Annotated in this window: 26 protein-coding genes and 1 pseudogene; 21 read left to right on the top strand and 6 right to left on the bottom strand. The window is 37.5% G+C overall.

Translation table 11 applies throughout. From position 1 onward, the window contains the following. Positions 1 to 283: 283 nt before the first annotated feature. Positions 284 to 1,021 (top strand): polysaccharide deacetylase family protein, encoded by a 738-nt coding sequence (locus ACVWXS_RS02260; RefSeq protein WP_456955739.1) that lies wholly within the window; start codon positions 284 to 286, stop codon positions 1,019 to 1,021. A 102-nt stretch (positions 1,022 to 1,123) separates the two neighbouring features. On the opposite strand, the gene ACVWXS_RS02255 is transcribed toward ACVWXS_RS02260, so the two are convergent. Next, on the bottom strand, positions 1,124 to 1,384 hold the full coding sequence (locus ACVWXS_RS02255; protein WP_374964782.1) for a hypothetical protein: 261 nt from the start codon (positions 1,382 to 1,384) through the stop codon (positions 1,124 to 1,126). 108 nt (positions 1,385 to 1,492) lie between these two features. On the opposite strand from ACVWXS_RS02255, the gene ACVWXS_RS02250 reads away from it, so the two are divergent. Together ACVWXS_RS02250 and ACVWXS_RS02245 are read left to right on the top strand one after the other, a co-directional pair. Further along, positions 1,493 to 2,287, top strand: coding sequence for a DUF2268 domain-containing protein (locus tag ACVWXS_RS02250; RefSeq protein ID WP_456955736.1), 795 nt, complete (start codon positions 1,493 to 1,495; stop codon positions 2,285 to 2,287). Between the two features lie 18 nt (positions 2,288 to 2,305). Then, on the top strand, positions 2,306 to 2,818 hold the full coding sequence (locus ACVWXS_RS02245; protein ID WP_456955734.1) for a DNA-deoxyinosine glycosylase: 513 nt from the start codon (positions 2,306 to 2,308) through the stop codon (positions 2,816 to 2,818). 65 nt (positions 2,819 to 2,883) lie between these two features. On the opposite strand, the gene ACVWXS_RS02240 is transcribed toward ACVWXS_RS02245, so the two are convergent. Then, positions 2,884 to 3,744 (bottom strand): endo alpha-1,4 polygalactosaminidase, encoded by an 861-nt coding sequence (locus ACVWXS_RS02240; protein WP_456955732.1) that lies wholly within the window; start codon positions 3,742 to 3,744, stop codon positions 2,884 to 2,886. 159 nt (positions 3,745 to 3,903) lie between these two features. On the opposite strand from ACVWXS_RS02240, the gene ACVWXS_RS02235 reads away from it, so the two are divergent. The 3 genes from ACVWXS_RS02235 to ACVWXS_RS02225 all read left to right on the top strand — a co-directional run bounded on the left by ACVWXS_RS02235 (position 3,904) and on the right by ACVWXS_RS02225 (position 7,358). Next, positions 3,904 to 4,293, top strand: a complete 390-nt coding sequence (locus ACVWXS_RS02235) for a hypothetical protein (protein ID WP_368638373.1) — start codon at positions 3,904 to 3,906, stop codon at positions 4,291 to 4,293. A gap of 468 nt (positions 4,294 to 4,761) precedes the next feature. Then, a complete protein-coding gene (gene abc-f, locus ACVWXS_RS02230; protein WP_456955730.1) occupies positions 4,762 to 6,393 on the top strand; it encodes a ribosomal protection-like ABC-F family protein in 1,632 nt (543 codons plus the stop codon). A 170-nt stretch (positions 6,394 to 6,563) separates the two neighbouring features. After that, on the top strand, positions 6,564 to 7,358 hold the full coding sequence (locus ACVWXS_RS02225; RefSeq protein WP_456955728.1) for a hypothetical protein: 795 nt from the start codon (positions 6,564 to 6,566) through the stop codon (positions 7,356 to 7,358). 57 nt (positions 7,359 to 7,415) lie between these two features. Here the strand turns inward: ACVWXS_RS02225 and ACVWXS_RS02220 are convergent, their stop codons facing one another. Together ACVWXS_RS02220 and pdxR are read right to left on the bottom strand one after the other, a co-directional pair. Continuing rightward, positions 7,416 to 7,907 carry an SRPBCC family protein gene (locus tag ACVWXS_RS02220; RefSeq protein ID WP_456955726.1) on the bottom strand — a complete coding sequence of 164 codons (492 nt, stop codon included), beginning with the start codon at positions 7,905 to 7,907 and terminating at the stop codon, positions 7,416 to 7,418. Positions 7,908 to 7,923: 16 nt separating this feature from the next. Continuing rightward, positions 7,924 to 9,321, bottom strand: a complete 1,398-nt coding sequence (pdxR, locus tag ACVWXS_RS02215) for a MocR-like pyridoxine biosynthesis transcription factor PdxR (protein WP_456955724.1) — start codon at positions 9,319 to 9,321, stop codon at positions 7,924 to 7,926. Positions 9,322 to 9,434: 113 nt separating this feature from the next. Between pdxR and ACVWXS_RS02210 the strand changes: the two genes are divergently transcribed. Further along, positions 9,435 to 10,394, top strand: coding sequence for a proline dehydrogenase family protein (locus ACVWXS_RS02210; RefSeq protein WP_456955722.1), 960 nt, complete (start codon positions 9,435 to 9,437; stop codon positions 10,392 to 10,394). A gap of 97 nt (positions 10,395 to 10,491) precedes the next feature. Then, on the top strand, positions 10,492 to 10,851 hold the full coding sequence (locus ACVWXS_RS02205; protein ID WP_456955720.1) for a YybH family protein: 360 nt from the start codon (positions 10,492 to 10,494) through the stop codon (positions 10,849 to 10,851). On the opposite strand, the pseudogene ACVWXS_RS02200 reads toward ACVWXS_RS02205, so the two are convergent. Further along, a pseudogene (locus ACVWXS_RS02200) lies at positions 10,848 to 11,572 on the bottom strand (sulfite exporter TauE/SafE family protein). The gene ACVWXS_RS02205 and the pseudogene ACVWXS_RS02200 overlap by 4 nt on opposite strands. Positions 11,573 to 11,930: 358 nt before the next feature. Here ACVWXS_RS02200 and ACVWXS_RS02195 point away from each other — a divergent pair. The 13 genes from ACVWXS_RS02195 to ACVWXS_RS02135 all read left to right on the top strand — a co-directional run bounded on the left by ACVWXS_RS02195 (position 11,931) and on the right by ACVWXS_RS02135 (position 22,318). Then, positions 11,931 to 12,743, top strand: a complete 813-nt coding sequence (locus ACVWXS_RS02195; protein ID WP_456955718.1) for an alpha/beta fold hydrolase — start codon at positions 11,931 to 11,933, stop codon at positions 12,741 to 12,743. Between the two features lie 43 nt (positions 12,744 to 12,786). Continuing rightward, on the top strand, positions 12,787 to 13,353 hold the full coding sequence (locus ACVWXS_RS02190; protein WP_456955716.1) for a nucleotidyltransferase family protein: 567 nt from the start codon (positions 12,787 to 12,789) through the stop codon (positions 13,351 to 13,353). An 80-nt stretch (positions 13,354 to 13,433) separates the two neighbouring features. Further along, entirely contained in the window at positions 13,434 to 13,874 is a 441-nt protein-coding gene (locus tag ACVWXS_RS02185; RefSeq protein WP_456955714.1) for a DinB family protein, read from the top strand. Further along, entirely contained in the window at positions 13,856 to 14,686 is an 831-nt protein-coding gene (locus tag ACVWXS_RS02180) for a helix-turn-helix domain-containing protein (RefSeq protein ID WP_456955712.1), read from the top strand. The genes ACVWXS_RS02185 and ACVWXS_RS02180 overlap by 19 nt, the downstream gene beginning before the upstream one ends. A 346-nt stretch (positions 14,687 to 15,032) precedes the next feature. Beyond that, positions 15,033 to 16,016, top strand: a complete 984-nt coding sequence (locus ACVWXS_RS02175) for an ABC transporter substrate-binding protein (protein ID WP_456955710.1) — start codon at positions 15,033 to 15,035, stop codon at positions 16,014 to 16,016. A 114-nt stretch (positions 16,017 to 16,130) separates the two neighbouring features. Beyond that, a complete protein-coding gene (locus tag ACVWXS_RS02170) occupies positions 16,131 to 17,138 on the top strand; it encodes a FecCD family ABC transporter permease (RefSeq protein WP_456955708.1) in 1,008 nt (335 codons plus the stop codon). Continuing rightward, a complete protein-coding gene (locus ACVWXS_RS02165) occupies positions 17,131 to 18,162 on the top strand; it encodes a FecCD family ABC transporter permease (RefSeq protein ID WP_456955706.1) in 1,032 nt (343 codons plus the stop codon). Before ACVWXS_RS02170 ends, ACVWXS_RS02165 begins: the two co-directional genes overlap by 8 nt. Positions 18,163 to 18,192: 30 nt before the next feature. After that, on the top strand, positions 18,193 to 18,975 hold the full coding sequence (locus tag ACVWXS_RS02160) for an ABC transporter ATP-binding protein (protein ID WP_456955874.1): 783 nt from the start codon (positions 18,193 to 18,195) through the stop codon (positions 18,973 to 18,975). Beyond that, positions 18,972 to 19,751, top strand: coding sequence for an alpha/beta hydrolase (locus ACVWXS_RS02155; RefSeq protein WP_456955704.1), 780 nt, complete (start codon positions 18,972 to 18,974; stop codon positions 19,749 to 19,751). The genes ACVWXS_RS02160 and ACVWXS_RS02155 overlap by 4 nt, the downstream gene beginning before the upstream one ends. Before the next feature lie 196 nt (positions 19,752 to 19,947). After that, positions 19,948 to 20,421, top strand: coding sequence for a GNAT family N-acetyltransferase (locus ACVWXS_RS02150; protein WP_456955702.1), 474 nt, complete (start codon positions 19,948 to 19,950; stop codon positions 20,419 to 20,421). A gap of 5 nt (positions 20,422 to 20,426) precedes the next feature. Next, positions 20,427 to 21,077, top strand: a complete 651-nt coding sequence (locus ACVWXS_RS02145) for a hypothetical protein (RefSeq protein ID WP_456955700.1) — start codon at positions 20,427 to 20,429, stop codon at positions 21,075 to 21,077. A 92-nt stretch (positions 21,078 to 21,169) separates the two neighbouring features. Beyond that, positions 21,170 to 21,652: a hypothetical protein gene (locus ACVWXS_RS02140; protein ID WP_456955698.1), complete on the top strand. Its 483-nt coding sequence runs from the start codon at positions 21,170 to 21,172 to the stop codon at positions 21,650 to 21,652. A gap of 150 nt (positions 21,653 to 21,802) precedes the next feature. Continuing rightward, on the top strand, positions 21,803 to 22,318 hold the full coding sequence (locus tag ACVWXS_RS02135; protein WP_456955696.1) for a YfiT family bacillithiol transferase: 516 nt from the start codon (positions 21,803 to 21,805) through the stop codon (positions 22,316 to 22,318). Between the two features lie 262 nt (positions 22,319 to 22,580). On the opposite strand, the gene ACVWXS_RS02130 is transcribed toward ACVWXS_RS02135, so the two are convergent. Next, positions 22,581 to 23,234 carry an exosporium glycoprotein BclB-related protein gene (locus tag ACVWXS_RS02130; RefSeq protein ID WP_456955694.1) on the bottom strand — a complete coding sequence of 218 codons (654 nt, stop codon included), beginning with the start codon at positions 23,232 to 23,234 and terminating at the stop codon, positions 22,581 to 22,583. Between the last annotated feature and the right edge of the window lie 139 nt (positions 23,235 to 23,373).

Raw genomic sequence — 23,373 nt, 5'->3', positions numbered from 1 at the left:
ATGAAATCCCCTTTGTTGTTTTTTTTTTTTGTACTATAACAACAGGCATAAAAATTAATTAAACCAATGGTTGTTGTATATCAGTTTGTGTGTTTTATTTTACATTAATTAGTAAAAAATAAAGTGGTTTGTGAGTGTTTTCACAATTCGTTCAAAATTTAACAGCAATTTATCGGTGATACAAGGTAATGAAAACCGCCAATCTTTCACGAGTATATTTCATTGTAATTCGTAAATAGTAAGTTGACGGAGTTATGTGAATTTGAACTTGGGAGGTGATGCTATGACACGTAAATATGTATTGCTTTTAACCCTTTGTATTTTAATCATATCGGTATTTTTTACAGAGCTGACCATCTATGCGGATAAAGGTCGACATTATTATGAGGAGACAGGCGAAGTTGTGTGGGACATTAACACAGAAGACAAAATAATTGCCCTAACCTTTGACGATGGACCCGATCCTAAGTATACGGCAGCTATTTTAGATGTACTGGCAAAGTATGATGCAAAAGCTACCTTTTTTATTATTGGAAAAAATGCAGAAAAATATCCGGAGCTTGTTTTAAGGTCTTATTCTGAAGGTCATGAGTTGGCCAATCATACGTATTCACATCCGTTTAATGTTTCCGTAGCTGAATTGCAGAAGGAACTGCGTCAGACAAAGGGAATCATTAATAGTATTACTGGATTTTCCCCAGTTTTATTCCGTCCTGTAGGTGGTAATTATAACGATCAAATGATTAATGCTGCAGTAAAGGATGGATACAAAGTAGTTATGTGGTCTTGGCATCAGGATACTCAAGATTGGAAACAACCAGGTGTGAAAAAAATTACACAAAAGGTATTGAAGGGATCGAAGCCTGGAGATGTTGTTTTATTCCATGATGGAGGCGGCGATCGCACGCAAACCATTAAGGCACTGGAAAAAATAGTACCAGAACTTAAAAAACAAGGTTATACATTTGTCACAATATCCGAGTTGATTGAAAGCAAACAACAACAAGAGCAAGTACAATAAGGGGAAATAAGCCATCTCAACCATTGAAATGGCTTTTTTTCCCTCAAATAAAAAAATGAGTCTGCCATATCGCAGCGGATACTGATCATTGGACATCTCATTTTAGAAAAATAATAGAGGTGCGAGTGCAATTCCGATAATAGTTCCGAGTACAATCCCAACACCAAAACCTGGTCTTCTAAAATTCCGACGACCAAAAAAACCTAAACCATATCCTCCATATCGTCTATCAGGTAGAATCCACACATGTTTTCTATCCACCATCGTTATCTCTCCAACATGTACTCTGCCAGATGCATCTGTAATTCTTACACGTTTACCATGATATTTACAGCAAAGATTATAAGTATCAGCTGGATTCATAAAATATCCCTCCTTTCGACTTCCTTACAAATTAATATATGCTGTTTCATACATTCCTCACTAGCCGATTGTCTATTTGAGACATAAGCTATAGCAGGAGGTGAGGGGATGTCAGTAATACCTACCGATGAGTGGCTTAATGAATTAATAGAGACTCAAAGGCAAAATCACAGTAGGAATCTTAATGAAATACAGTGTTACATTCTTTGTAGTCGTTTAGTTGAAATCTTTCATGGTGGATATCCGGAAGAACTACAATTTGAACTACAGCAACAGGGTCTTTTTCAGCCACATGAAAAAATAGATTTAAAAAAGTTAAAGGAACAAAATGTGTGGGAAGTGGTGCAAAAGGAATTTATTTATTTAAAAAAGAGATGGAGCGGTCCAAATATACCAATCTATATTTTTCCGATAACACAGGAACAAACAATGACAAATAAAAATGGTGTCGCCTATCCAAATGCTTTGTTTTTATTTATAGGAGAGCTTGAAAAAGAGGAACTTAAAGCGTTATTTGCACATGAGTACAATCATGTTTGTCGTTTACAATATTTAAATAAGACGCTAGACGAAGTGTCCTTATTGGATTCTTTAATTTTAGAAGGCTTAGCAGAATGTGCAGTTGAAGAAATTTACGGAGATCAATGGTTAGCCCCTTGGTTGAGTTACTACTCTTTGGATAAAATGTTGAAGATATGGAAGCAGCGTTTTTTACCTCAAATTAATATTCAAGGATTAGACAATCATATTGAATTTTTATATGGTGGAAAGCTTCCTAAATGGATAGGGTACTGTATTGGTTATGAAATCGTAAGGTCTTATATAAAAAATTTTTCATCAAATAAACTTCATGTAAAAAGTTCGAAGGAAATACTTGTCGGCTCTGATTTTCCGCTACAATAAAGGGAAGGAGTGATTGTAGTGTCAAATGAACTAAAAAATGTCTTGCGACCAGTTATTGATTCGTCAACAAAGGTGCTAATTGTCGGTTCAATGCCTGGAAAGCAATCATTAGAGAAACAGCAGTATTATGGCAATCCACGCAATCACTTTTGGCCGATTTTAGGAGAAATATTAGAGGTAAATATACCAGATGACTATGAACGAAGATTAAAATTGTTAAAGAGCAATCATATTGGCCTTTGGGATACGATAGAATCGTGCGAGCGTAAAGGAAGCTTAGATGCAGCTATTCGTAATGAAAAGCCGAATGATTTTAAAATGCTTTTTAAACAGTATCCAAATATTGAGTTGGTGCTTTTTAATGGTGGAAAGGCATTCGAAGTTTTTAAAAAACATATTGGCTTTGAGGTTTTAGTTGGTCGAGCCTATCAAAAAATGCCCTCGACCAGTCCGATACCAGGTAAAAATATTAAATCTTTTGAGGAAAAGCTTGAGGATTGGCGAGTGATGCAAGCTTATTTATCTATATAATTTCACTACTAAAAAATACCCTCTGATTAGTGTTGCAGAGGGTATTATAGTGCTATTAAAGGACTTTACTGCCAAGTATTGTAGTGAGATCCAGCGGGGCTATAGAAAAATTTAAATTGATAGTTCTCTGCTAAAGCACGACTTTTTTCTTCATCCTCAAATCCAATCGCCATCACCTGAGTACCGAATTTATCTCGTATGTGAACTAATTGCTTCATCTTATCCAATGCCCAGTCATCTTCTCCAACTACATCATACGAGAAGTTTTCCCACATGATAAAGTCGATATATGGCGCTGTATAATCAGCTAATGTTTGAAAGCCCCAATTTTGCGCAACAGACAAGCCGTTATATTGCTGTTTTATTTTTTTGATGAAGGATAACATTGCTTTATTTTGTACTTCCTGCTCTTTTTCAGGTAAATAAGAATTAATGTTGCCCACAGTGTCTAAAAACACACCATCCAATCCTTTTTGAACAATTTGCTTCTGAATTTCTTCTAGTAAAAGCTTTTGATAGTGTTGAGAGGTCATATCCATTAAATACGAATCCCACTCAGCGAAATACATCTTTTCTCCATACGCATCTTTATAAAAGTCTGCTTCATTTAATTGACTATAAAGCGCTGAATTCCATTTGTCTGCTTCCATAGCGTTTATATAGTCGTATATTAGTGTTCCATTTTTTTGAGCATGGTCGATATACTTCTGCTGCATTTCGATTGGTTCCACAATGACCAAATCCATGTTAGCCATTTCCTTGCCAATCTTATCGTTTCCTTGATCTAAATAATATTTGAAATCCTTTACGTCAGCTAGCTTCGCTTGGATACTTGTTGTAGATTCAGTGGCTTGATTCGAAGAAATTAGTAACCAAATGCCTAGTAATACAATTATGGAAGTAATTATTAAAAATAGTTTTCGCATAAGGGCTCCTTTTCTTGGAAATACTCTCCCATTATACAATATTAGCCAATGGAATAATTGGTTGAGTGTAGTCTACAAAGCTCCCCTAAAGATAGGCAATTGCTCAACGGTTATTCGCCTTTTTACATATATTGAAATATGTAAAAGGAGGAGTTTTTAATGTATAACAATCCATATGGAGAGGATTTCAGACCTCCAAGCGGGAATGAACCTAATTTCGAACCATCATTTGGACCGCCTGGATTTGGACCACCACCATCATTTGGACCGCCTAATTTTGGCCCACCACCAGCAGGTCAAATGCCTCTTGGACCACCACCTAGTTTTGTGCCATCGACTCCACCGTGGGGAATAGGTACAAGTGGTATTCAATCATGCTTATTTAGAAATACGTATATATGGATGTTTAATGGATCAAGCTTTTGGTTCTTCCTAACTGCTGTAGGGAGAGAGTCTATTGCTGGGTTCCGATGGAGTAGCAGAAGGGGTTGGCGCTTCCAAACCATTGCAAGAAGAGAGATTCGCTCGTATGATTGCTCGAGATGGTAATGAAGTGTAGGACACTATGAACCAATAAGAATTGCCTGGTTAGTATGATGTTACTTGTGAAGAATTATTTTACAACTTTACCGTTGTTGTTTTAAAGACAATGATGTTACAATTATTGTAATTACAGATGAAGGGACGATGGGTGGCTAATGATTAACTAATCTTATTTTTTGCGCATGAAATTTTATATTTCAGAATCAAAATAGGATTAGTCTGCCCATTTTCCATAACGCGCATCTCGTATCGAACAAGCTTTGTCGATACGAGGTTGTACGATACTTACAAGTGCTTCATTTTCCATCTGAACCTCTTTATTTAGAAGCAGATAGGAGAAGTGGCTTACTTAGTAATGGAACACAAACAAAGCTTTGTTCATAAGCTTTTTTGTGTATGATATTTTTAAGACTAATCCTTCCAAAATACTTGGAGGGATTTTTTTGTCCCTCCGAACGGAAAGGGATGGATGTTATGAAGGAACTTTTAAAATTACAAGATGTACGTTATGAAATACAGGATACAAAGATTTTTGAACAGGTAACAGCAACTGCGAAGAGGGGCGAGGTCATCGGCATAATTGGTAGAAATGGTGCTGGTAAATCCACAGTATTGCAGTTGATTGCAGGCTTGATCGTGCCGACTTCGGGACAGTTACGTTGGTTGCAGTCTGCTAAAGTTGCTTATGTAGAACAGGAGAGTGCGCATTTTGATACGCTGGAGGTAACTGCAAACGAGGCTGATTTGCTTGCTAAATGGCAGGTGCCAGATGTGTTATTTTCAGCATTAAGTGGTGGAGAGAAGCTAAAAATGCGTCTTGCTGATGGTTTTGCACAAAATGCTCAATTACTTTTACTAGATGAGCCAACGAATCATTTAGACGAGCGAAGTACGGCATTGTTAATTGAGCAAGTAAAAAATTACGATGGTACCATCATTGTTGTCTCTCATGATCGCTATTTTTTAGATGAGATTGCAACTAAAATTTGGTCGCTAGAAGAAGGGAAGCTCATTGAACATAGTGGCAATTATAGTAGTTTTATGGCCGCTAGAGAACACCAAAGACTAACACAACAACGTGCCTATGATAAACAGCAAAAAAATATTGAACGTATAGAGGCACAGATGAAAGAGTTAACATCCTGGTCACAGAAGGCACATGCGCAGTCTACAAAGCAGGAGGGCTTTAAGGAATTTTATCGTGTAAAAGCAAAACGTATGGACTCGCAAGTTAAATCTAAGAAAAAACGATTAGAGAAGGAGCTTGCGAAGGTTAAAATTGAAGCTGTAGAACCTGAAGAAGAGATTCGTTTTTCTTTAGACACAAATCAACGAGTGGGCAAGCGTTTTTTAGAGACAAAGAGTTTAACGAAGTGCTTTGAGCAACGAGCTTTATTGAAGGATGTAAATTTAATTGCAAAATTTGGTGAGAAAATTGCCATTATTGGGACAAATGGTAGTGGCAAAACAACATTATTAAAGATACTCTTAGGGCAGGTAGAGGCAGAAGGGGAAATTTGGCTATCTCCTGCTGCAAACATCGGCTATTTAACACAGGAAGTATTTGATTTACCACTGGATCAGACACCGGAGCAATACTTTTATAAAGAAACCTTTGAGGAGCAAGGGAAAGTTCGAAATTTAATGAAGCATTTAGGTTTTACACCAGCACATTGGACTGCTCCAATAGGCAAAATGAGTATGGGCGAGCGTGTAAAGTGTAAACTAATGGCATATATTTTAGAGGATAAAAATGTGCTTATTTTAGATGAACCGACGAATCACCTTGATTTACCTTCTCGGGAGCAGTTAGAGAAAACACTTGCGCAATATAAGGGAACATTACTTGTTGTCTCACATGATAGATATTTTCTTGAGAAGGTAACTGATAGTGTGTGGGAAGTTCAAAATAAACGCATTGAGAAAAAATGGAGAGATAGTGCTCCTTCTCAAGTCGATGATAAAGCCGCTCTTCGTTTAAAACTTGAAAATGAAAGACAAGAAATACTCGGCAAGCTTAGTTTTCTTACGGTAAAGGATAAGGATTACGCTATGCTTGATCAAAAGTTTAACGAACTGACGAAGCAAATTAATGAACTTAAGTAACTAAAATAGTTTTTAGGTAGGGAAGAAAGAAGTGACCTTACACGATTAGTTCTGAGATGAACCCGGGGGGACCTGATCAGTTTCGGATCGAACCCGATCAGTTCTTCGGGGCATACCAGATTACTTCTAAGGTCAGCTCGATCGCTCTTAATAAAGGGGGGGCCAACGCCATGAAAAAAGTAGTTTTTACATTCATGCTTTTAAGTTTCAGTATAATCACTGCATGCTCTGATAAAGAAGAAAAACCTAACGTGCCAAACAAGCCGCAAGAAGAGCAGCAATTGCAGGAAAATCAACAGGAATCTTCTAAAACGAATAAGGAAAACACAGTAGCATCGATTACACAGGCTGGGGCACTAAAAAATGTTAAGGACCAGCTTAAAACGGATTTACCTATAACTTTACCAAAAGGGCTACCGATCACAGAAGGTACATTTTTAACGGCAACAACGAAGGCGGAAGCTAACGAAGTTGAAATAGTATTTTTTGAAAGCAAAGAGTATTTGCCAATCAACGATATTAAACTAAAACAACCAGATAGAGCGACCGTTATTGCTCGTCTCTTAGTGAAGCAATATGAAAGTGCCGACGAAGCAAGTAAGCAAATTTCTTTTGAGAACTATCATCAAAATGGCGGTCAAGAGGTTGACCTTAGTTCCAACATAAAAGGCTATCAGGATGCAGGTGCTGGCTCTTTATGGACTGGTTGGAATGAGGGAAGATGGGCAATAGCGACTCAAACAAGAACAGACAATCCGGAAGCCGGTGTAAAGCTTGCTAAGCAGGCAGTACAATTTTTAGAATCGCATATGCTTCCTATTCCAAAGCAACACGGATCTGCACATTTAGATGTATATGAATCAGGAAATTTAATCGTGTGGCAGGACGACAAGCTTGTCTATACACTTGATTCAATCAAGGAGCCGCTAAAAGCACTTGAAATGGCTACAGCTTTTTATCATTAATAAAAACTCCTAGGGCATGGTGAACTTCACACATCCTAGGAGTTTTATTTATGATGGTTAAATCTTTTCTACGTCATCCACAAGTTGCTTATATTCTGCAAACCATTTTTGCCATTCTTCCATTGGAAATTCTTCATGTACAGTTCCATTTAATAAGTCTGAAAGCAGGTCTAAGCATATGTGCCAGCCAGCTAAATCTTTTGGTGTATGCTCAGTTAGCTCACCAATCGATTCAAGTAAAACTAATATGGAACCGCTACTAGTGGGGGAGAGTTCAAATCGGACTGTATCTTTACCCCATTCAAATTCGAGCACTTCCTTCTCAACATAGTCTGTAATCGTTATTTCCATATAAGCATCTGTTCCATCATTCATATTAAAATGGATTTTACCGTTTTTTCGAAGATCAATGATTTCTAAATTATTCATCCATTTTTGAAGTTTGCCATTCTCCGTTAATACTGCCCAAACAGCATCAACTGAATGTGACAGTGGACGATTAAATTTTACGACATAGTTATTTTGTTGTTTCTGAACAGTAGCGAGCATTTGATATCCCCTTTTTTTACTTTACCTCATCATAGACTGCTTGAAATAGTCTTGTCACGCCTTCTTCTATTTCATTCTTCTTTAAATGTCCATACCCTAAAATAATCCGATTAGTATTTTTCCCTTTCTCTATCGAATGATCCTCTACAGGGTATATCTTTACACCAAGTTGTTCGATTTTAAACAATAGCTCTTTAGAAAAATGAATATCCTCTAATTCAGCAATTAAATGCATACCAGTAGAGTAACCTAAAATCTTCACTTTATTTGAAAAGGTTGTTTGCAAACATTGGATAAGAAAATCTCGCTGGTTTTTATAAAACTTCTTCATCTTTGCAATATGTCTTTCTAAATAGCCTTCTTTAATAAAATGAGCAAGAATAAGCTGATCTAATGATGGTGTGTGTAAATCAGTAAGCCATTTCAGCTGCCGACATTTCTCGATTAAATGAGTTGGGAGAACGATGTAACCTATTCTTAATGCTGGAGAAAGAATCTTGCTAAAAGAGCCTATATAGAGTACACGTTCTAGATCTAAACCTTGTAAAGAGCTGACAGGTGGACCTTCATAGCGAAACTCACTATCATAATCATCCTCAACTAAAAAACAATTATTCCTTCTGGCGAAATTGATTAATTGAATTCTGCGCTGTATTGGTAACGTACCCCCTAGTGGGAATTGATGTGATGGAGTTAGGAAGACAAATTTAGGATGCAAATTTTCTGGTATTAAGGCTGTCTTCATCCCATATTCATCTACAGGTATTGGATAAAGAGAGGCACCTGAAGATTTAAAAATCGTTTGAATATCATTCGTAATAGGATCTTCTATAATGGCTATATCATTAGGTGATAAAAGCAATCGAGAAACAAGTGTCAATGCTTGTGTAGCGCCGGATGTAATGACAATTTGTTCTGGATGACAGTGAACACCTCTAGTTCTTAATAAGTAGTGTGCTAACGTTTGTCTTAATTCTAAACGACCCTCTGGAAAATCATATCCAAAATTAGTTGATTCAATATCATTCCACAGTTGATGTGATAGCTTGGCCCATGTTTTACGGGGGAATAAGTCCAATGCTGGAATACCTGAACGGAAATTAATAATATGATTTTTCATCTTTTTTTCATCGACTTCAAATAAAAATGGTGCCTCATGCTGTGTTAAAAAGGCCCCCTCTGCAACAAATGTACCTGAACCACTTCGTGCAATTAAAAATCCCTCTGCTAACAATTGATCGTAAGCTTCCAATATGACATTTCTTGAAACCTTCAGCTCGAAAGAGAGCTCACGTGTTGATGCTAGCCTTTCACCTGCTTGAAGATGGCCATTTAATATTTTTTCCCGAATTTGCTGATAAACTTGCCGGTTTAGAGGTATATCTGAAGAACGATCGATTGGTATCCATAACAACTTTCTCTCCTCCTACTTAAAATTGGTACCTTGAAAAATTCTATAAAGTGGTTCTACTCCTACCAATTTTATCATGTTAAAGTACTGGAAAATAGAAAAGAGGAGGAATAAAAATGAAAAAGACAGAAGAAATAGTGATTCAAGCATTAAAATCTGCAGCAAGAAATGCTCAAATGAAACAGGACGTTCAACAGTCAACAGAACTCTATCCGTTATTATGGAAGGCAGCGAAACGGTATGTTACCGGTGAAGGGAGAAAGGATGCTATTCCGATTGCTCGAGAATTCATCACCAAGGATTATCAAATATCCCTAGAGTTTATAGGGGAGAATACAACTGCTTTAGTGGAATGTCAAAAGGCTAAAGATGAATATTTGCAGCTTATTGAGGGAATGGGTGCATTGGAGATAAGACAAACAGTGTCATTAGATTTGTCGCATATTGGACTTTCTGTTAATGCAGAACTAGCATATAAACACTTAATGGAGCTAGCTAAAAAAGCATATCAGTTCAGAATTACATTAATGATTAGTATGGAGGAGTCATCAAAGACGAGCGATATCCTCGATATTTATAAAAAAATAGCAAGCCAATATACCAATGTCGGGATTACACTACAAGTTCATCTTTATCGTACAGAGGAGGATATACAGCAGCTTATTCAATATCCAGGGAAAATAAGGCTTGTTAAAGGTGCTTTCCAGGAGCCGATCGACCTTGCTATGAAAAGATCAGAAGCACTGAATGAACGTTATCTTCATTATGTAGAGCAGTTGATTAATGCCAAGCATTCTATCTCGATAGCTACGCATGATGAAGTATTGATTCAAGAAATGGAACAAAGACAATATTTTAATCAGCCAAATGTTGAGATAGAAATGCTTTATGGTGTCCAGCCTGATTTGATACGTCAATTAAAAGAGAAGGGGTACCGCTGTAAGATTTATCTTACGTATGGAACTGATTGGTATTTATACTTATGCCATCGTCTTGCTGAATATCCGGAGAATCTATATTTGGCTGTAGCAGACATCATTAATCCAGCTATGTTAACTAGAAGTGAAAATTATTAAACAAGCAATACTACTAGCATGTACTTCTCGTAATTAGCCATAATGATATTCCTATATAATGGTATTTCAGCTAATATTGTTGGAAAAGGAGGGTTTCTTGATGTATCAAAAAGCTTTAGAGCGTTATATTACAGCGACAAATTCCCATGATTTTCATAACGTAAAGGAAATTTTGCATCCTCAAGCTGTGTATTGGTTTAGCGATAAATCATGCACAACCTTAGAAGAAATAGGAGCTTATTTTAATAATGCATGGAATTTGATAAAGGAAGAAGTTTATTCTGCTACTGATGTTCAATGGCTTACGGTTGATGAAAAATCTGCTACCTGTCTTTATACATACCATTATGAAGGGTATCATAACGGGAAATTTGTATCAGGTAGCGGAAGAGCGACGAATGTTTTTGCAAAAGAGAATAATGAGTGGAAGCTAATTCATGAGCATTTAAGCCGTTAAATTATTTTTATTGTTACTTGAATAAGTAGTAATGAAATAATAACTATTAGTAGTATTTTAGCTGCTTTTATCGGAATTTTCGGTAGAACTAAAAGTCCGAGTTGAGAGCCGATAATAGACCCTACTGCCATCGCAATCGCGTATTCCCATTGAATAAAGCCAGTTTGGTAAAATACTAAAAATGCTCCAGTACAGCTCCCGAATATAAGCACACGTGTGAGCTGTACTGCCTTTATGTAGGAGTAATGGTAGCGTAAATAATGTAGTATGCTGAAGGTTGAAGAGCCAGGTCCGAAGCCACCATCATAAGCCGCAATTAAAAACGGCTGCCATAATCTATTATTGTGTTTCGTGTCATTTTCTTCCGAGGTAACAGTCCATTCTTTATTTTTCAACGTTACAAATAGGGCGAAAATAAGTAAAGTACATGCAATAATATTCATGGCCTTCTCTGACATAGATACAGTTAGAAGTGCTCCACAAATACCTCCAGCAATGGCTACTGCAACGTATTTTATAATAGATGCTAGTCGAAGCTCTTCATGATAAAGAAGATAAAAGATACTCGACAACGCTGCAATGCCTGATGAAAATTTATTCGTAGCAATGCTTGTTGAATAGGTATGCCAACAAGCATCATAGCAGGGATCGTAATAAGCCCACCACCCCCAGCAAGGGTACCGATAAAAGCAGCAAAAATTCCGATACAAACAAGCGTCATTGAAAGCTTTGTATAAAAAAGTCCAACTACAATGGCAAAGGACACAATCAAAATAAAAGATTTTTTCATATGCGTCTCCTTTAACGTTATTAGTTAAAGGGTACTGGTAAATAAATCATAATTCTAATATATTATTTTCCGTTTTGTATAAATTAGATTTATAAATATAATCTGTATATTGTACAGCAAATTTTTTCTCTTCTGCTATAAATACTACTCGAAATACAGTCCCCTTAAAGCTCTAACCGCACCAGTTTGCCATGCTTATTTTTATCACCTTAGCACCTTTGAAATAGAACTAAAAATAGTTATTATTGTAATTAATGGAAGTGATTATTCGACAAAGGGGATGGTAGAAATGAAGCAAAATATATATCAATGGGGTAACTCACAAAATCCAACGTTAATCTTTTTACATGGACTAGGGAGTACGGGTTTAGCATTTGGGGAACTAGCGAAACATTTACCAGAGTATCATATTGTATCCTTTGATTTACCTGGACATGGTTATGCAAAAGCTTTGGAAGAAGAGAATGCTTATTTTCCTTCCAATTTGATTGTAGGTATAGAAAAAATAATAAATCAGCAGTTAGGTAGTAAATCTCATTATTTAATTGGTCATTCTTTTGGAGCTGATCTGGCATTGCATTATGCTGCTAAATATCCTAAACGAATAAAGAGGATAATTTTGTTAGATGGCGGTTACTTGTCATCGCAAGATTTAGGCATGACATTAGAAAACGAATTACAAGGTATAGAGGAATTTTGCAATGAAGTAAGATTCCCATCTTGGGACGTATTTTTTGAATCAGAAAAAGAAGAGCTTTCACGTTGGTCTGAAGAGCTTGAAGAAGCGTCAAAAGCACAAGTTAAGGAGCAGGATGGAGAAATCAGACTAACGATTTCCACTTTTACAGGACAATCCATAATAAAAGGTTTATATGCGGAACCAGTCACAGATATAGTGGAACAGGTGCATTGCCCGACTTTTTTAATTCATGCTACAAAACCAAGCGAATTAGAACCTACTAGAAAGAAGAGTATTCAAATTTTGCAAACTAAAATTAAAAACTTGAATTTTGAACCAATAGTTGATGCAGGCCATGATATTTTTCGTGAAGCACATAAGGATGTTGCCAAAAAAATAAGAACATGGGTTGAGAATCATTAATAAGGAAACAGCGCAAGCATTGGTATGACAAATTCAGAGGTAAATGAAACTGATAAAAACAGAAGAAGAGCTAAAAAGCTTAATTGCAGAAGATGAATGGATGATGAACATTTTAACAACCTTAGAGAAACTACAATTACCTGATTCATGGGTATGTGCTGGATTTATTCGCTCGAAGGTGTGGGATCATCTACATGAAAAGGAATATAGAACACCATTAGCCGATATTGATGTGATATATTTTGATAAAGTAAATTCTTTAGAAAAATATGAGAAGCAGTATGAACAAGAATTGACGAAGTATTTACCGAATGAGCCTTGGTCTGTGAAAAATCAAGCGAGAATGCATGTAGTAAATAATAGTGAACCTTATCAATCATCTATTGATGGTATGGCTCATTTTCCAGAAATACCGACAGCTATCGGTGTGAGACTTACTAATGGAAGACTTGAGATTGCTGCACCTCATGGTATTCAGCACTTAATTTCTGGGATGGTCGCTCCTACACCATACTTTCAAAATGGTTCACAAATGCATGAGGTTTATAAGAAGAGGATTCAAAGCAAGCAGTGGAAATCACTTTGGCCAAAGTTACAGGTTGTCTACTAAAAAAGGAGCAAAGGAGCTGAAGAATTTTGTGTCACGATAAAAATGAGATCCTCTCGCATTATGAAAGATCTATAGCATTTGTGGAAAATTTAGCAAATGTTACGGAAGAACAATGGCGTACACCTATTGAAGCTGGAAAATGGACGGTAGCAGAAATTATTGGCCATCTTACGCCATGGGATGAATTCGTGGTAAACCAACGTCTACCGTTTCTTTTTACAGAAGAAAACTTACCCAAAGGGCCAGATGTAGAAGAGATGAATGCAAATGCAGCAATGAATAGTCGTACACAAAGTAAAGAAGAAACGGTAGCCGATTTTATCAATCAGAGACAGCAGCTAATTGACGCACTTTATCATATAGTGGATGAGCAGTGGCGACAGCCTTTTACAATAGGTGCTTCAGAATTAACGCTTTACGGGTATTTTGCTAGTTTAGTCGATCATGATTTGCATCACTTTTCACAAATCCAAAAAGTTTTAAAGAATGTAGGAGCTATAAAGTGGATATCAAGCATTTAATTGATTACTATGCACATGCGTCTGTAAGTTTTACGGATGTTTTTACAAATAAAATGGAGCCAGGTCAAGTAGATACAGGACGCACAACAGCTCCTGGGAAGTGCGGGTTAGTTGTGCCACTTGCTGGTAGTGCCATATTTAGTTTTAATGGTATCCCTTATGTAATGGAGCCAGGTATGGTCGTACACGCAGGACCACAAATGCCAATTGAAATTAAAGTTTCTGGCGATAAAGTATGGGAGTATGCAGTTGTCCATTATAATATTCCTCAGAAAGACGTATCTTTATATCCATTAGCAGCTCAGCACTTTTTAATTCATACAGGTTATCATACTAAAATTATTGACTATGTACAGCAAATAATAGAAAGCCATTCACTGCCAGGTAATATGTCCATATTCAAAGCAAAGACTCTGTTTATGAATCTTTTGGAAGCTATTCTTGTGTCGGCAAAAGTGAAGGTTCTCGATACGGCAAGCGACCAGATGGAGCAAGCTTTACAATACATACATGAGAACTATGCTACACAACTTTCTGTTTCAAAAATTGCTGAGGAATTTGGCGTGGAGCGTCGTAGGTTTGCCTATTTGTTTGAACAGCATACGGGTATGAACCCTAGCGCCTACTTAACGGAGTATCGCTTACGACGGGCGAAGGATTTACTGCAATATGACGATGCTACTGTAGCGGAAATAGCAGAATGTGTAGGCTATGCAGATTGTTTTTATTTTAGTCGGGTATTTAAAAAGTGTACGGGAGTGTCCCCGACAGCGTATCGAAAAAAAATGCTTGAGGAAGCAAAATACGTATAAACAAGTTGTTTCTTGAAAAAGAAGCAGCTTTTTTTGTGACATCTGCCAGAGGCTTTGGGCCAACAAGATGTAACTTAGACCCGCATTCATCTCACAACCTATAGAGGTAGGAGACTTCTGTACCTGCCGCTACGCTTTCGGTACAAAAATATCTGTTGAAAGAAGTTGAAAATCGGCAAAAGTCCATGTTGTTCATGAAATTATCCATTCACAATTGTTTTTCGCTTTGTTAGGATAGTATCCGTAAATGATAATGAATATCAATTGAATCGCTAATTCCTATTGACTTATAATTGAAAACGATTATCATTATCGGTAGATAGCGATTTGTTAGGAGAGAATAATGATGAATAAATATTTTAAAATGTGTGCACCTGCTCTATTAGCGCTATCCTTGGCTGCGTGTGGAACGGATAAGGCAGAAGAGTCTACTACATCCACAAATAATGCGGCAGAAACAAGTGCTACAGAAACGCAAGCAGATCAAGCGAAAACACAAACGATTACATATTTGGGAGAGAAATATGAAGTTCCTGCAGATGTGAAAAACATTGTAACGGCAAGCTTAGAATCTATGGAAGATGCGGCGATGCTTGGTATTAAGCCTGCCGGTGTACTAGAAGTTGGTGGCAAAATTCCATCATATCTTGCTTCAGAATTAGAGGGTGCTAAGCTTATAGGAAATAAAATGGAGCCGAATGCAGAGGCCATTCTAAGTCTTGATCCAGATGTTATTTTAGGTACCTCAAAGTTCCCTGAGGAAACTGCTGAAAAGCTAAATAAAATTCAAACGATGATTCCGTATTCACATGTCTCTACAAATTGGAAAGAGAACTTAACATTACTTGCACAGCTTTCAGGTAAAGAAGATGATGCTAAAAAAATCATTGCAGATTATGATGCGAAGGTTGTTGATGCGCAAGCCAAATCTAAAGAGCAACTAGCGGACAAGGAGATTCTAGTTATTCGAGTACGCGGTGGCGTAATGTATATTTATCCTGCAGGAGTTTACTTAAACCCTGTGCTATATGAAGATTTATGGGCTCCAATACCAGAAATTTTAAAAACTACAAAGGCTCAGGCTGAACTATCTCTTGAAACATTAGCAGAGGTAAATCCTGATACTATTTTCCTTCAGTTCGAGGAATCAGAAAATGCCGATGCACCAAAAGCGCTGGAAGAGCTACAAAAGAATCCGATTTTTGCAAGCTTGAAGGCATCACAAAATAATCAAATTTTCGTCAATGCGATTGATCCTTTAGCGCAAGGTGGTACTGCATGGTCTAAGGTGAAATTCTTAGATGTCGCAGCTGAAAAATTACTTAAATAGTATCAATTATGCCTTGGCATAGATAGGCTGGTAGTAGATTTGGTGGCATCACCAGGCTATTACCAGCCTTTTATAAGATTGAGAGAGAAATTGATAAAGAAAAAGGTGTGGAAGTTGAAAAAAACAAACATTGCGGCATTTTCAATATTAGCAGCTTCTCCATTCCTCATTGCGATTGTGGCATTAGTCTCCGTTATGTACGGTACAAAAGACATTAGCGCAATAACGGTGTGGCAGGCGATTTCTGCATTCGACCCTTCAAATGTGGACCACCAAATTGTGCGAACAGGACGAATTCCCAGAATTGCCGCAGTTTTATTAGTGGGAGCATTTTTAGCAGTAGCCGGCGCTGTTATGCAGGGCATAACACGAAATTATTTAGCGTCTCCTTCATTAATGGGCGTTAATGATGGTTCTGCATTTGTGATTACGTTAGCGATCGTATTTTTCCCAGGGCTTCCAAATTACCAAATGATCCTACTCTCTATGCTCGGTTCTGCATTAGGGGCAGGTATTGTATTTGGTTTTGGCTCTTTAATTCGAAATGGTTTATCACCGGTACGACTTGCCATTATTGGGACAGTCATTGGTACATTTTTAAGCAGTATAGCCACAGCCATTGCGATGTATTTCCAAGTATCACAAACAGTAAGTGCTTGGTATAACACAAAGGTACATATGGTGGATGTGGATATGCTCATGCTATCGATTCCATTTGGGCTGATTGGTTTAATCCTTGCATTCGTTTCAGCTAAAGCTATTACGATCACTTCATTAGGCGAAGATATCGCTATTGGACTTGGCCAAAAAACAAAAGCGGTGAGAATCATAAGCATGCTTGCTGTTGTCTGTTTAACAGGTACGGCAGTTGCACTTGTAGGAAAGATAGCCTTTGTAGGGTTAGTCATTCCTCATATTACGCGTTTTCTTGTTGGAGTAGATTACCGCTTTATCATTCCATGTGCAGCTGTCATCGGTGCGTTCTTCTTAGCACTTTGTGATGTGCTTAGTCGTTTTGTTAATTACCCATATGAAACTCCAATTGGCGTATTAACGGCATTAGTTGGTGTTCCGTTCTTCTTATATTTAGTTCGTAAACACGGAGGTGAAAAAGGTGCGTAAAAAAACCTCGAGTGTATTCGTTATGACTGTTTCAATACTCATTTTATTTATTTTGGGTGCCAGTTATCTTCATATGACAAATGGTGTTTTTGATATGACGGTGATAGATGTCTTAAAAACATTGCTACGTATTGATCCAAATCCAAAATTTGATCTTGTCATTTTTGAATTCCGTTTACCACGTATTGTCATTGCAGCGCTTGTTGGTGTTGGCTTAGGGATGGCAGGGGTTGTGCTACAGGGCATAACACGAAATGGCTTAGCCGATCCAGGTATTTTAGGGATTAATGCGGGTGCTGGGGCAGCAGTGGTTATATTCATGTTTTTCTTTCAATTACGTCTCACATCTGCAGATATAAGTAGCTGGTTATCGATTTTAATGATGCCCATGTTCGGGTTTGTAGGCGGTGCTTTGGCTGCGCTACTTATTTTTTCATTTGCCCAGAAAAATGGTCATTTAGATATGCAGCGACTTATTTTAACCGGGATTGCTATAAACAGTGGTTTTGGGGCACTGTCACTGTTTTTATCATTAAAAATGAGTGCTCAAGATTTCGAATCTGCCGCAGTTTGGATGGCAGGCTCTATTTATAATGCAAACTGGATTTTTGTTGTGACTATGCTACCTTGGCTTATATTACTGGGCTTTTATGTCCATCGGAAAGCGTATTTGCTCGATTATTTTCAACTGGAAGAGGATAGTATTACAAGTTTAGGGATACCGGTAGAAAAAGAGAAGAAGAAGCTGTTAATGGCAAGCGTTGGCTTAGTCAGTGCTTGTGTATCAGTATCAGGTAGTATCGGGTTTATTGGATTGATGGCACCACATATTGCAAAACAGCTTGTTGGTATACAACATCGTTATGTCATGCCAGTAAGTGCATTGATTGGCGCAGGATTGCTTATTATAGCTGATTTTATAGGAAAAACAGTATTTGCACCGTCTGAGCTAGCGGTTGGAATCGTTGTCTCGATTATTGGGATTCCGTATTTCTTATATTTATTAGTGAAATCAAAGGCATAGGAGGAAATAGGTGTGCAAACGGCATTTAGAATGGAAAATTTATCTTCCGGCTATGAGCAGGTTCGTGTGTTTGAAGGCTTAAATTTAACGATAGAGGATGGGAAGATTACGACCATCATAGGACCTAATGGATGTGGAAAATCAACATTATTAAAAACAATTGGTCGTATATTAAAGAAGCAGCAGGGCACGGTTTATTTGCAGGACCAAAACATGCAAAATTTATCGACAAAGGAAATTGCGAAAAAGCTAGCGATTTTATCTCAGACGCCTATTGCACCAGGTCAGCTAAAGGTTGAGGAACTTATTGCTTATGGTCGTTATCCGCATCGAAATAATGTGAATCGCTTAACAAAGAAGGACGAGGAAATGATTGAGTGGGCCTTAACTGTTACAAATACAAATGACTATCGCAATCGCGAGCTTGGACAGCTGTCAGGGGGGCAGCGCCAGCGTGTATGGCTTGCAATGGCCTTAGCGCAAGAAACAAATATTTTGTTATTAGACGAACCGACAACTTATTTAGATATGGCGCATCAGTTAGAGGTATTAGAAATTGTGAAAAACCTGAACGCGCAGCATAGTTGTACGATTGTTATGGTATTGCACGACATTAATCACGCGGCACGATATTCCGATCATTTAATTGCGATGCGACAGGGAGTTGTGATGAAAACGGGAACACCTCAGGAAATTTTATGCGCAGATGTGATGCGAGAAGTATTCAATATTAATGCACGTATTATGGAAGATCCTGTTACGAAAACACCCGTATGCTATGGCTATGATGTTTTGAAGGAGGTCGACAAATGATGATAGACAAAATTGCAGCAGCATCTGATTATACAACGCAGCAATTAACATCGAATTTTACGGATTATACGTATACGGTAAACATTTATGTACCGAATGGAGACGTACCAGAAGGTGGTTTTCCAGTCTTATATGTATTGGACGGTTCATCCTATTTTCACCTTGTGAAGGAAGCAGTCCGCCTGCAAAGTCGTAATGCACCTAAAACAGGTATTTTACCAGCTATTGTAGTTGGCATTGGGCATGGAGCTGATCTGCACGAACGACGATTTTATGATTTTACAGGACAAGCTGAGACGTATACGTATCCCGCAAGATTTAAAGGGAAGGGCCATGAGAAACATGGAGGAGCAGAGAACTTTAGTAGATTTTTAGAGGAGGAATTAAAGCCAAGTATTCAGGCGCAAATCCCTGTAAATGTACAGCAACAAGCACTGTTCGGACATTCATTAGCGGGTTACTTTGTACTTTGGCAATTATTCCATCATCAAGCAAGCTTCCAACGTTATATTGCGATTAGTCCTTCTATTTGGTGGAATGAGCATGAACTATTAAAGTATGCTTCAACATTTATAAAAGAGCGTCCATTTGCTTATGAAAAATTATTCATAGGGGTGGGGGAACTGGAAACCTTTATGGTTGATGATGCAAAACAGATTGCCGGCGATTTAGAGAAAATTATGGATATTGCTTTTTATGAAGCGTTGGAGGAAAATCATGCTTCAATTGTTCCAACGGTTATGAGTAGAGCAATTCGTTTTGTGAATAAAAATTAATTTTGATAGAGGCTGGGACATAACTGGACAAAACCTTAAAAAGCGCGAGAAATCAATTTTAGAAACGTTGATTTCTCGCGCTTTTCTGATGCGAAGGTTTTGAATTTTGCTTAGAATATATAATTATGTCCCAGCCTCTTTGTTATTTCTGGTAATACGTTAAAATGTATATTAATTCATTAAGGGGTGATGGAAGATGAATATTGTTTTAGCGCAAGTAAAGGATGCACCAGTAATTCACAGAGTAATGTTGCAAGCCTTTAAAGAGTATGAGCACGCAACACCACCGTCAAGCGCACTAAGTGAAACAGTTGAGTCGATTGAACAGGCGATAAAAAAAGGAGAATATGCTTTCATCGGATATATCGATGAACAACCAGTTGCAATGGTAAGATTTACACTCAGTGCTCAGGGGATTTATTTTTTTAGATTATCTGTTATTCCAGAAAAGCAAGGACAAGGATTGGCTAAGGCATTAATTGAAGAGCTTGAACAATATGCGCTTGCTAATGGAAAAAGTACTAGCGAATGTAAAGTACGCATGAGTGTACCAAGAAATATTGAGTTATATCGCTCATTAGGCTATGTTGTAATAAAAGAGGAAACGGGAGAGAATCGTAATGGCGTCTCTCTTGCTATCGCGACGATGGAAAAACAGCTTACTAATTAGGGGGATTGCACTTGAGGAAAAAGCTTGGCTGTTTACATGCACATCATTCAAATATTGAGTATATAGAGCAAGCATTTCAAAACATTGAGAAAGTTGAGCTAGTCCATTTTGTGGATCCAGGTCTTATACAGCAAGTTTCAAAAGGGACTGACGGGTTAGCTTTTAAGGTTAAAGAGCAACTTGAATGGATGGAAAGTTGTGATATGGACGCCATTTTAATAACTTGTACAAATTATATCGCATTGTTAAAGGATGAACAGCTGGAACATTCTATTCCAATTATTAAAATCGATGAGCCGTTCTTTGAAACAGTATGTGAAGAAAAACAGCCTCAAACGATTCTTTTTACAAATCCTGAAACCGTAGAAGGTACGATGAACAGACTTCAACAATATGCTTTACTACATGAAAAATCCATTAATACTAAAATAAAAGTTATCAACAAAACGTTTGAATTAATTATCCAGGGGAAAAAGGATGCATATAATAACGCTATTATAAAAGCTCTTCTTGATGTAGCAGAGGAACAGCAGCATATTACAGTTGCACAGCTTTCGATGGTTGAGGCTGCACGGCAACTCGAAAAAGAGTCAGGTGTAACGATTACTCATCCGTTAAAGTCGTTAGTTAAATTTGTGATGAGATCTATAGAATAATAGCTCGTATAAAATTTTTGGAATACTCTGTAACAATTTGTGCGATATATTCGTTTCATAGGAAATAACTATGACTTGTAGGGAGTGTAGTAATGAGGCGATGGGTACTTATGGTAACAGTGTTGTTATTGTTGGTAGGCTGTACAATGAATGAGAAGACGGTTGCTCTGCCAGATAATTTACCTGATTTTGTACAAGAAAGTGACTTTACATCAATTGATTGGGACAAAAAGGCAGTAGAATTTGGAGACAGAGGTATTGTCGGTAATGTGAATAAATCAGGTGTTATCGGGGTCAATATGCCAAGTTTAAGCACTCAAAAATGGATGTGGCATCTTTGGGGAATTGAAGAAGGTCGTGATAGCAAGTTAACCATTGTCGGGTATCATAAAGAATCTAAAACAGTGCATCCTATCTTAGTAGATGGTTGGACTATAGGGCTTGGTGGACCTGTTAATGGTGCAGATGCTCATACACCTTCAAGTGTGAAAATACCAAAACCCGGTGAGTGGGCGATTTTACTATATATTAATGAAAGTTATTTTGATACGTTAATTTACGATATAAATGAATAGAGAGTGAATATTTCACACAACGACCCTCGTTTTTGTAAGTATAATTCTTGCAAAACGAGGGTTTTACTAAAAAGAATTAAAGCAAATAGCGTGAAAAATATAAAATTGGTAATATAAAAAGTAAGAAAATAGAAATGGAGGATAGCTATTATGACTGATTTACGATATCCAATTGGACAATTTCAATTTCCGGAAGTAGTTACAGCACAGCAAGTACAGGAATGGATGGAGGATATTCGTCTATTACCGAAACAACTAGGAGAGGCACTTAAAGGAATAAGTGAACAAGAATTAACAAAATCCTACCGAGAAAATGGTTGGACGGTTACACAGCTTGTCCACCATATTGCTGATAGTCATATGAATAGCTTTATCCGTTTTAAGCTAGCTTTGACAGAAAATACTCCAACGATTAAGCCTTACGATGAGGAAGAATGGGCAAAGCTCCCGGATACAGAAATGCCTGTCGCAGCCTCATATCAATTAGTTGAGGGTTTACATGAACGCTGGGTTTATTTGCTGAAAAGCTTAACAGCAGAGCAATTACAACGAGCATTTAATCATCCTGATTCAGGGTTGATGACACTTGAAAAAGCCTTAGCCTTATATGCATGGCACGGGAAGCATCACCTTGCTCATATTCAGAATACTTTAGGGAAATCATAAAACTGTAAATAACTAAGTGCATTCATTACAGACAAAATTAGACGACTTCTTGTTCAAATCAAGAAGTTGTCTAATTTGTAACAGTTGAAAAGATGAATGCTGGGCTTGATATCACCAGCTTACAATTCCGTAGCATAGAGGGTTACCATCGATCAAGTTAAGTTTCGGCAGTCGCAATTTTTAGAAATAAGAGCCCTTTTACACTGTGAAAAGGGCTTTAAATTTAATATAGTTTATCTTGTTTTTTTAATGATATAAATTCTTAATCAATTGTAATACCTGCACTTGCAGTACCTATAACAGTTGCGGCTAAAGTAGGTGCTGTTCCTGTAGCAGTAATGGAGAACACCATTAATAAATTATCACCAGCTACTACTGGTAGTGGTGGGAAGCTATCAGATGTGCCACTTAATACTGTACCTACATTTATTACTCCTACCAATGCTGGGTTTAAATTAACACTTACATCTGTAGGGCTGAAGACTGCGCTTCCCGCAGGCGCACGATAAATTCGAGCATTGACTACTGTTGTTCCTGGAAGGCCTGGCAACGCAATAGCTGTTGTTACTGTGAAGCTTGCAGCAATAGACGTAACATTACCTGTACGAGGTACCGTAAAAGCCTCAGTAAACGCAAGATTCGTTAAGTCAACATTATTTCCAGCTAGAGCTAGACCAGTAACTGTACTACCGAATCCAACAAGGCTTACTGCACCGATTAAGCCATTAGCTGCAGTCGTTAAAAGAGTTGTTAAACCAGAGGAGAATGCGATAATTGAGCCAGTATTACGTGGTTGTGGCTGTGGAATACATGCAGCATCAACAGCCAAGAATGGCCCAAGGTTGTGGCATTGATCCCCATTCGAGCATCCGTCACATCCACACCCGCCATGATTCATTGAATGATTCATACACATTTTTACACCCCCTTTCTTCATTATTCTATTCAGCTAAGGCTAGGGAAGTAAGGACAATTATCTACAGAGGGCCGCTATTCTTTAAAGATTTTATAAACAAATTCAGTCCATCTGGGGATTATTAAATGTAACCTTTAAA

It is taken from the genome of Lysinibacillus sp. TE18511, assembly GCF_054062295.1.
Note: the sequence above shows the minus strand (reverse complement) of the source record. Positions and strands in the feature narration are given on the sequence as shown.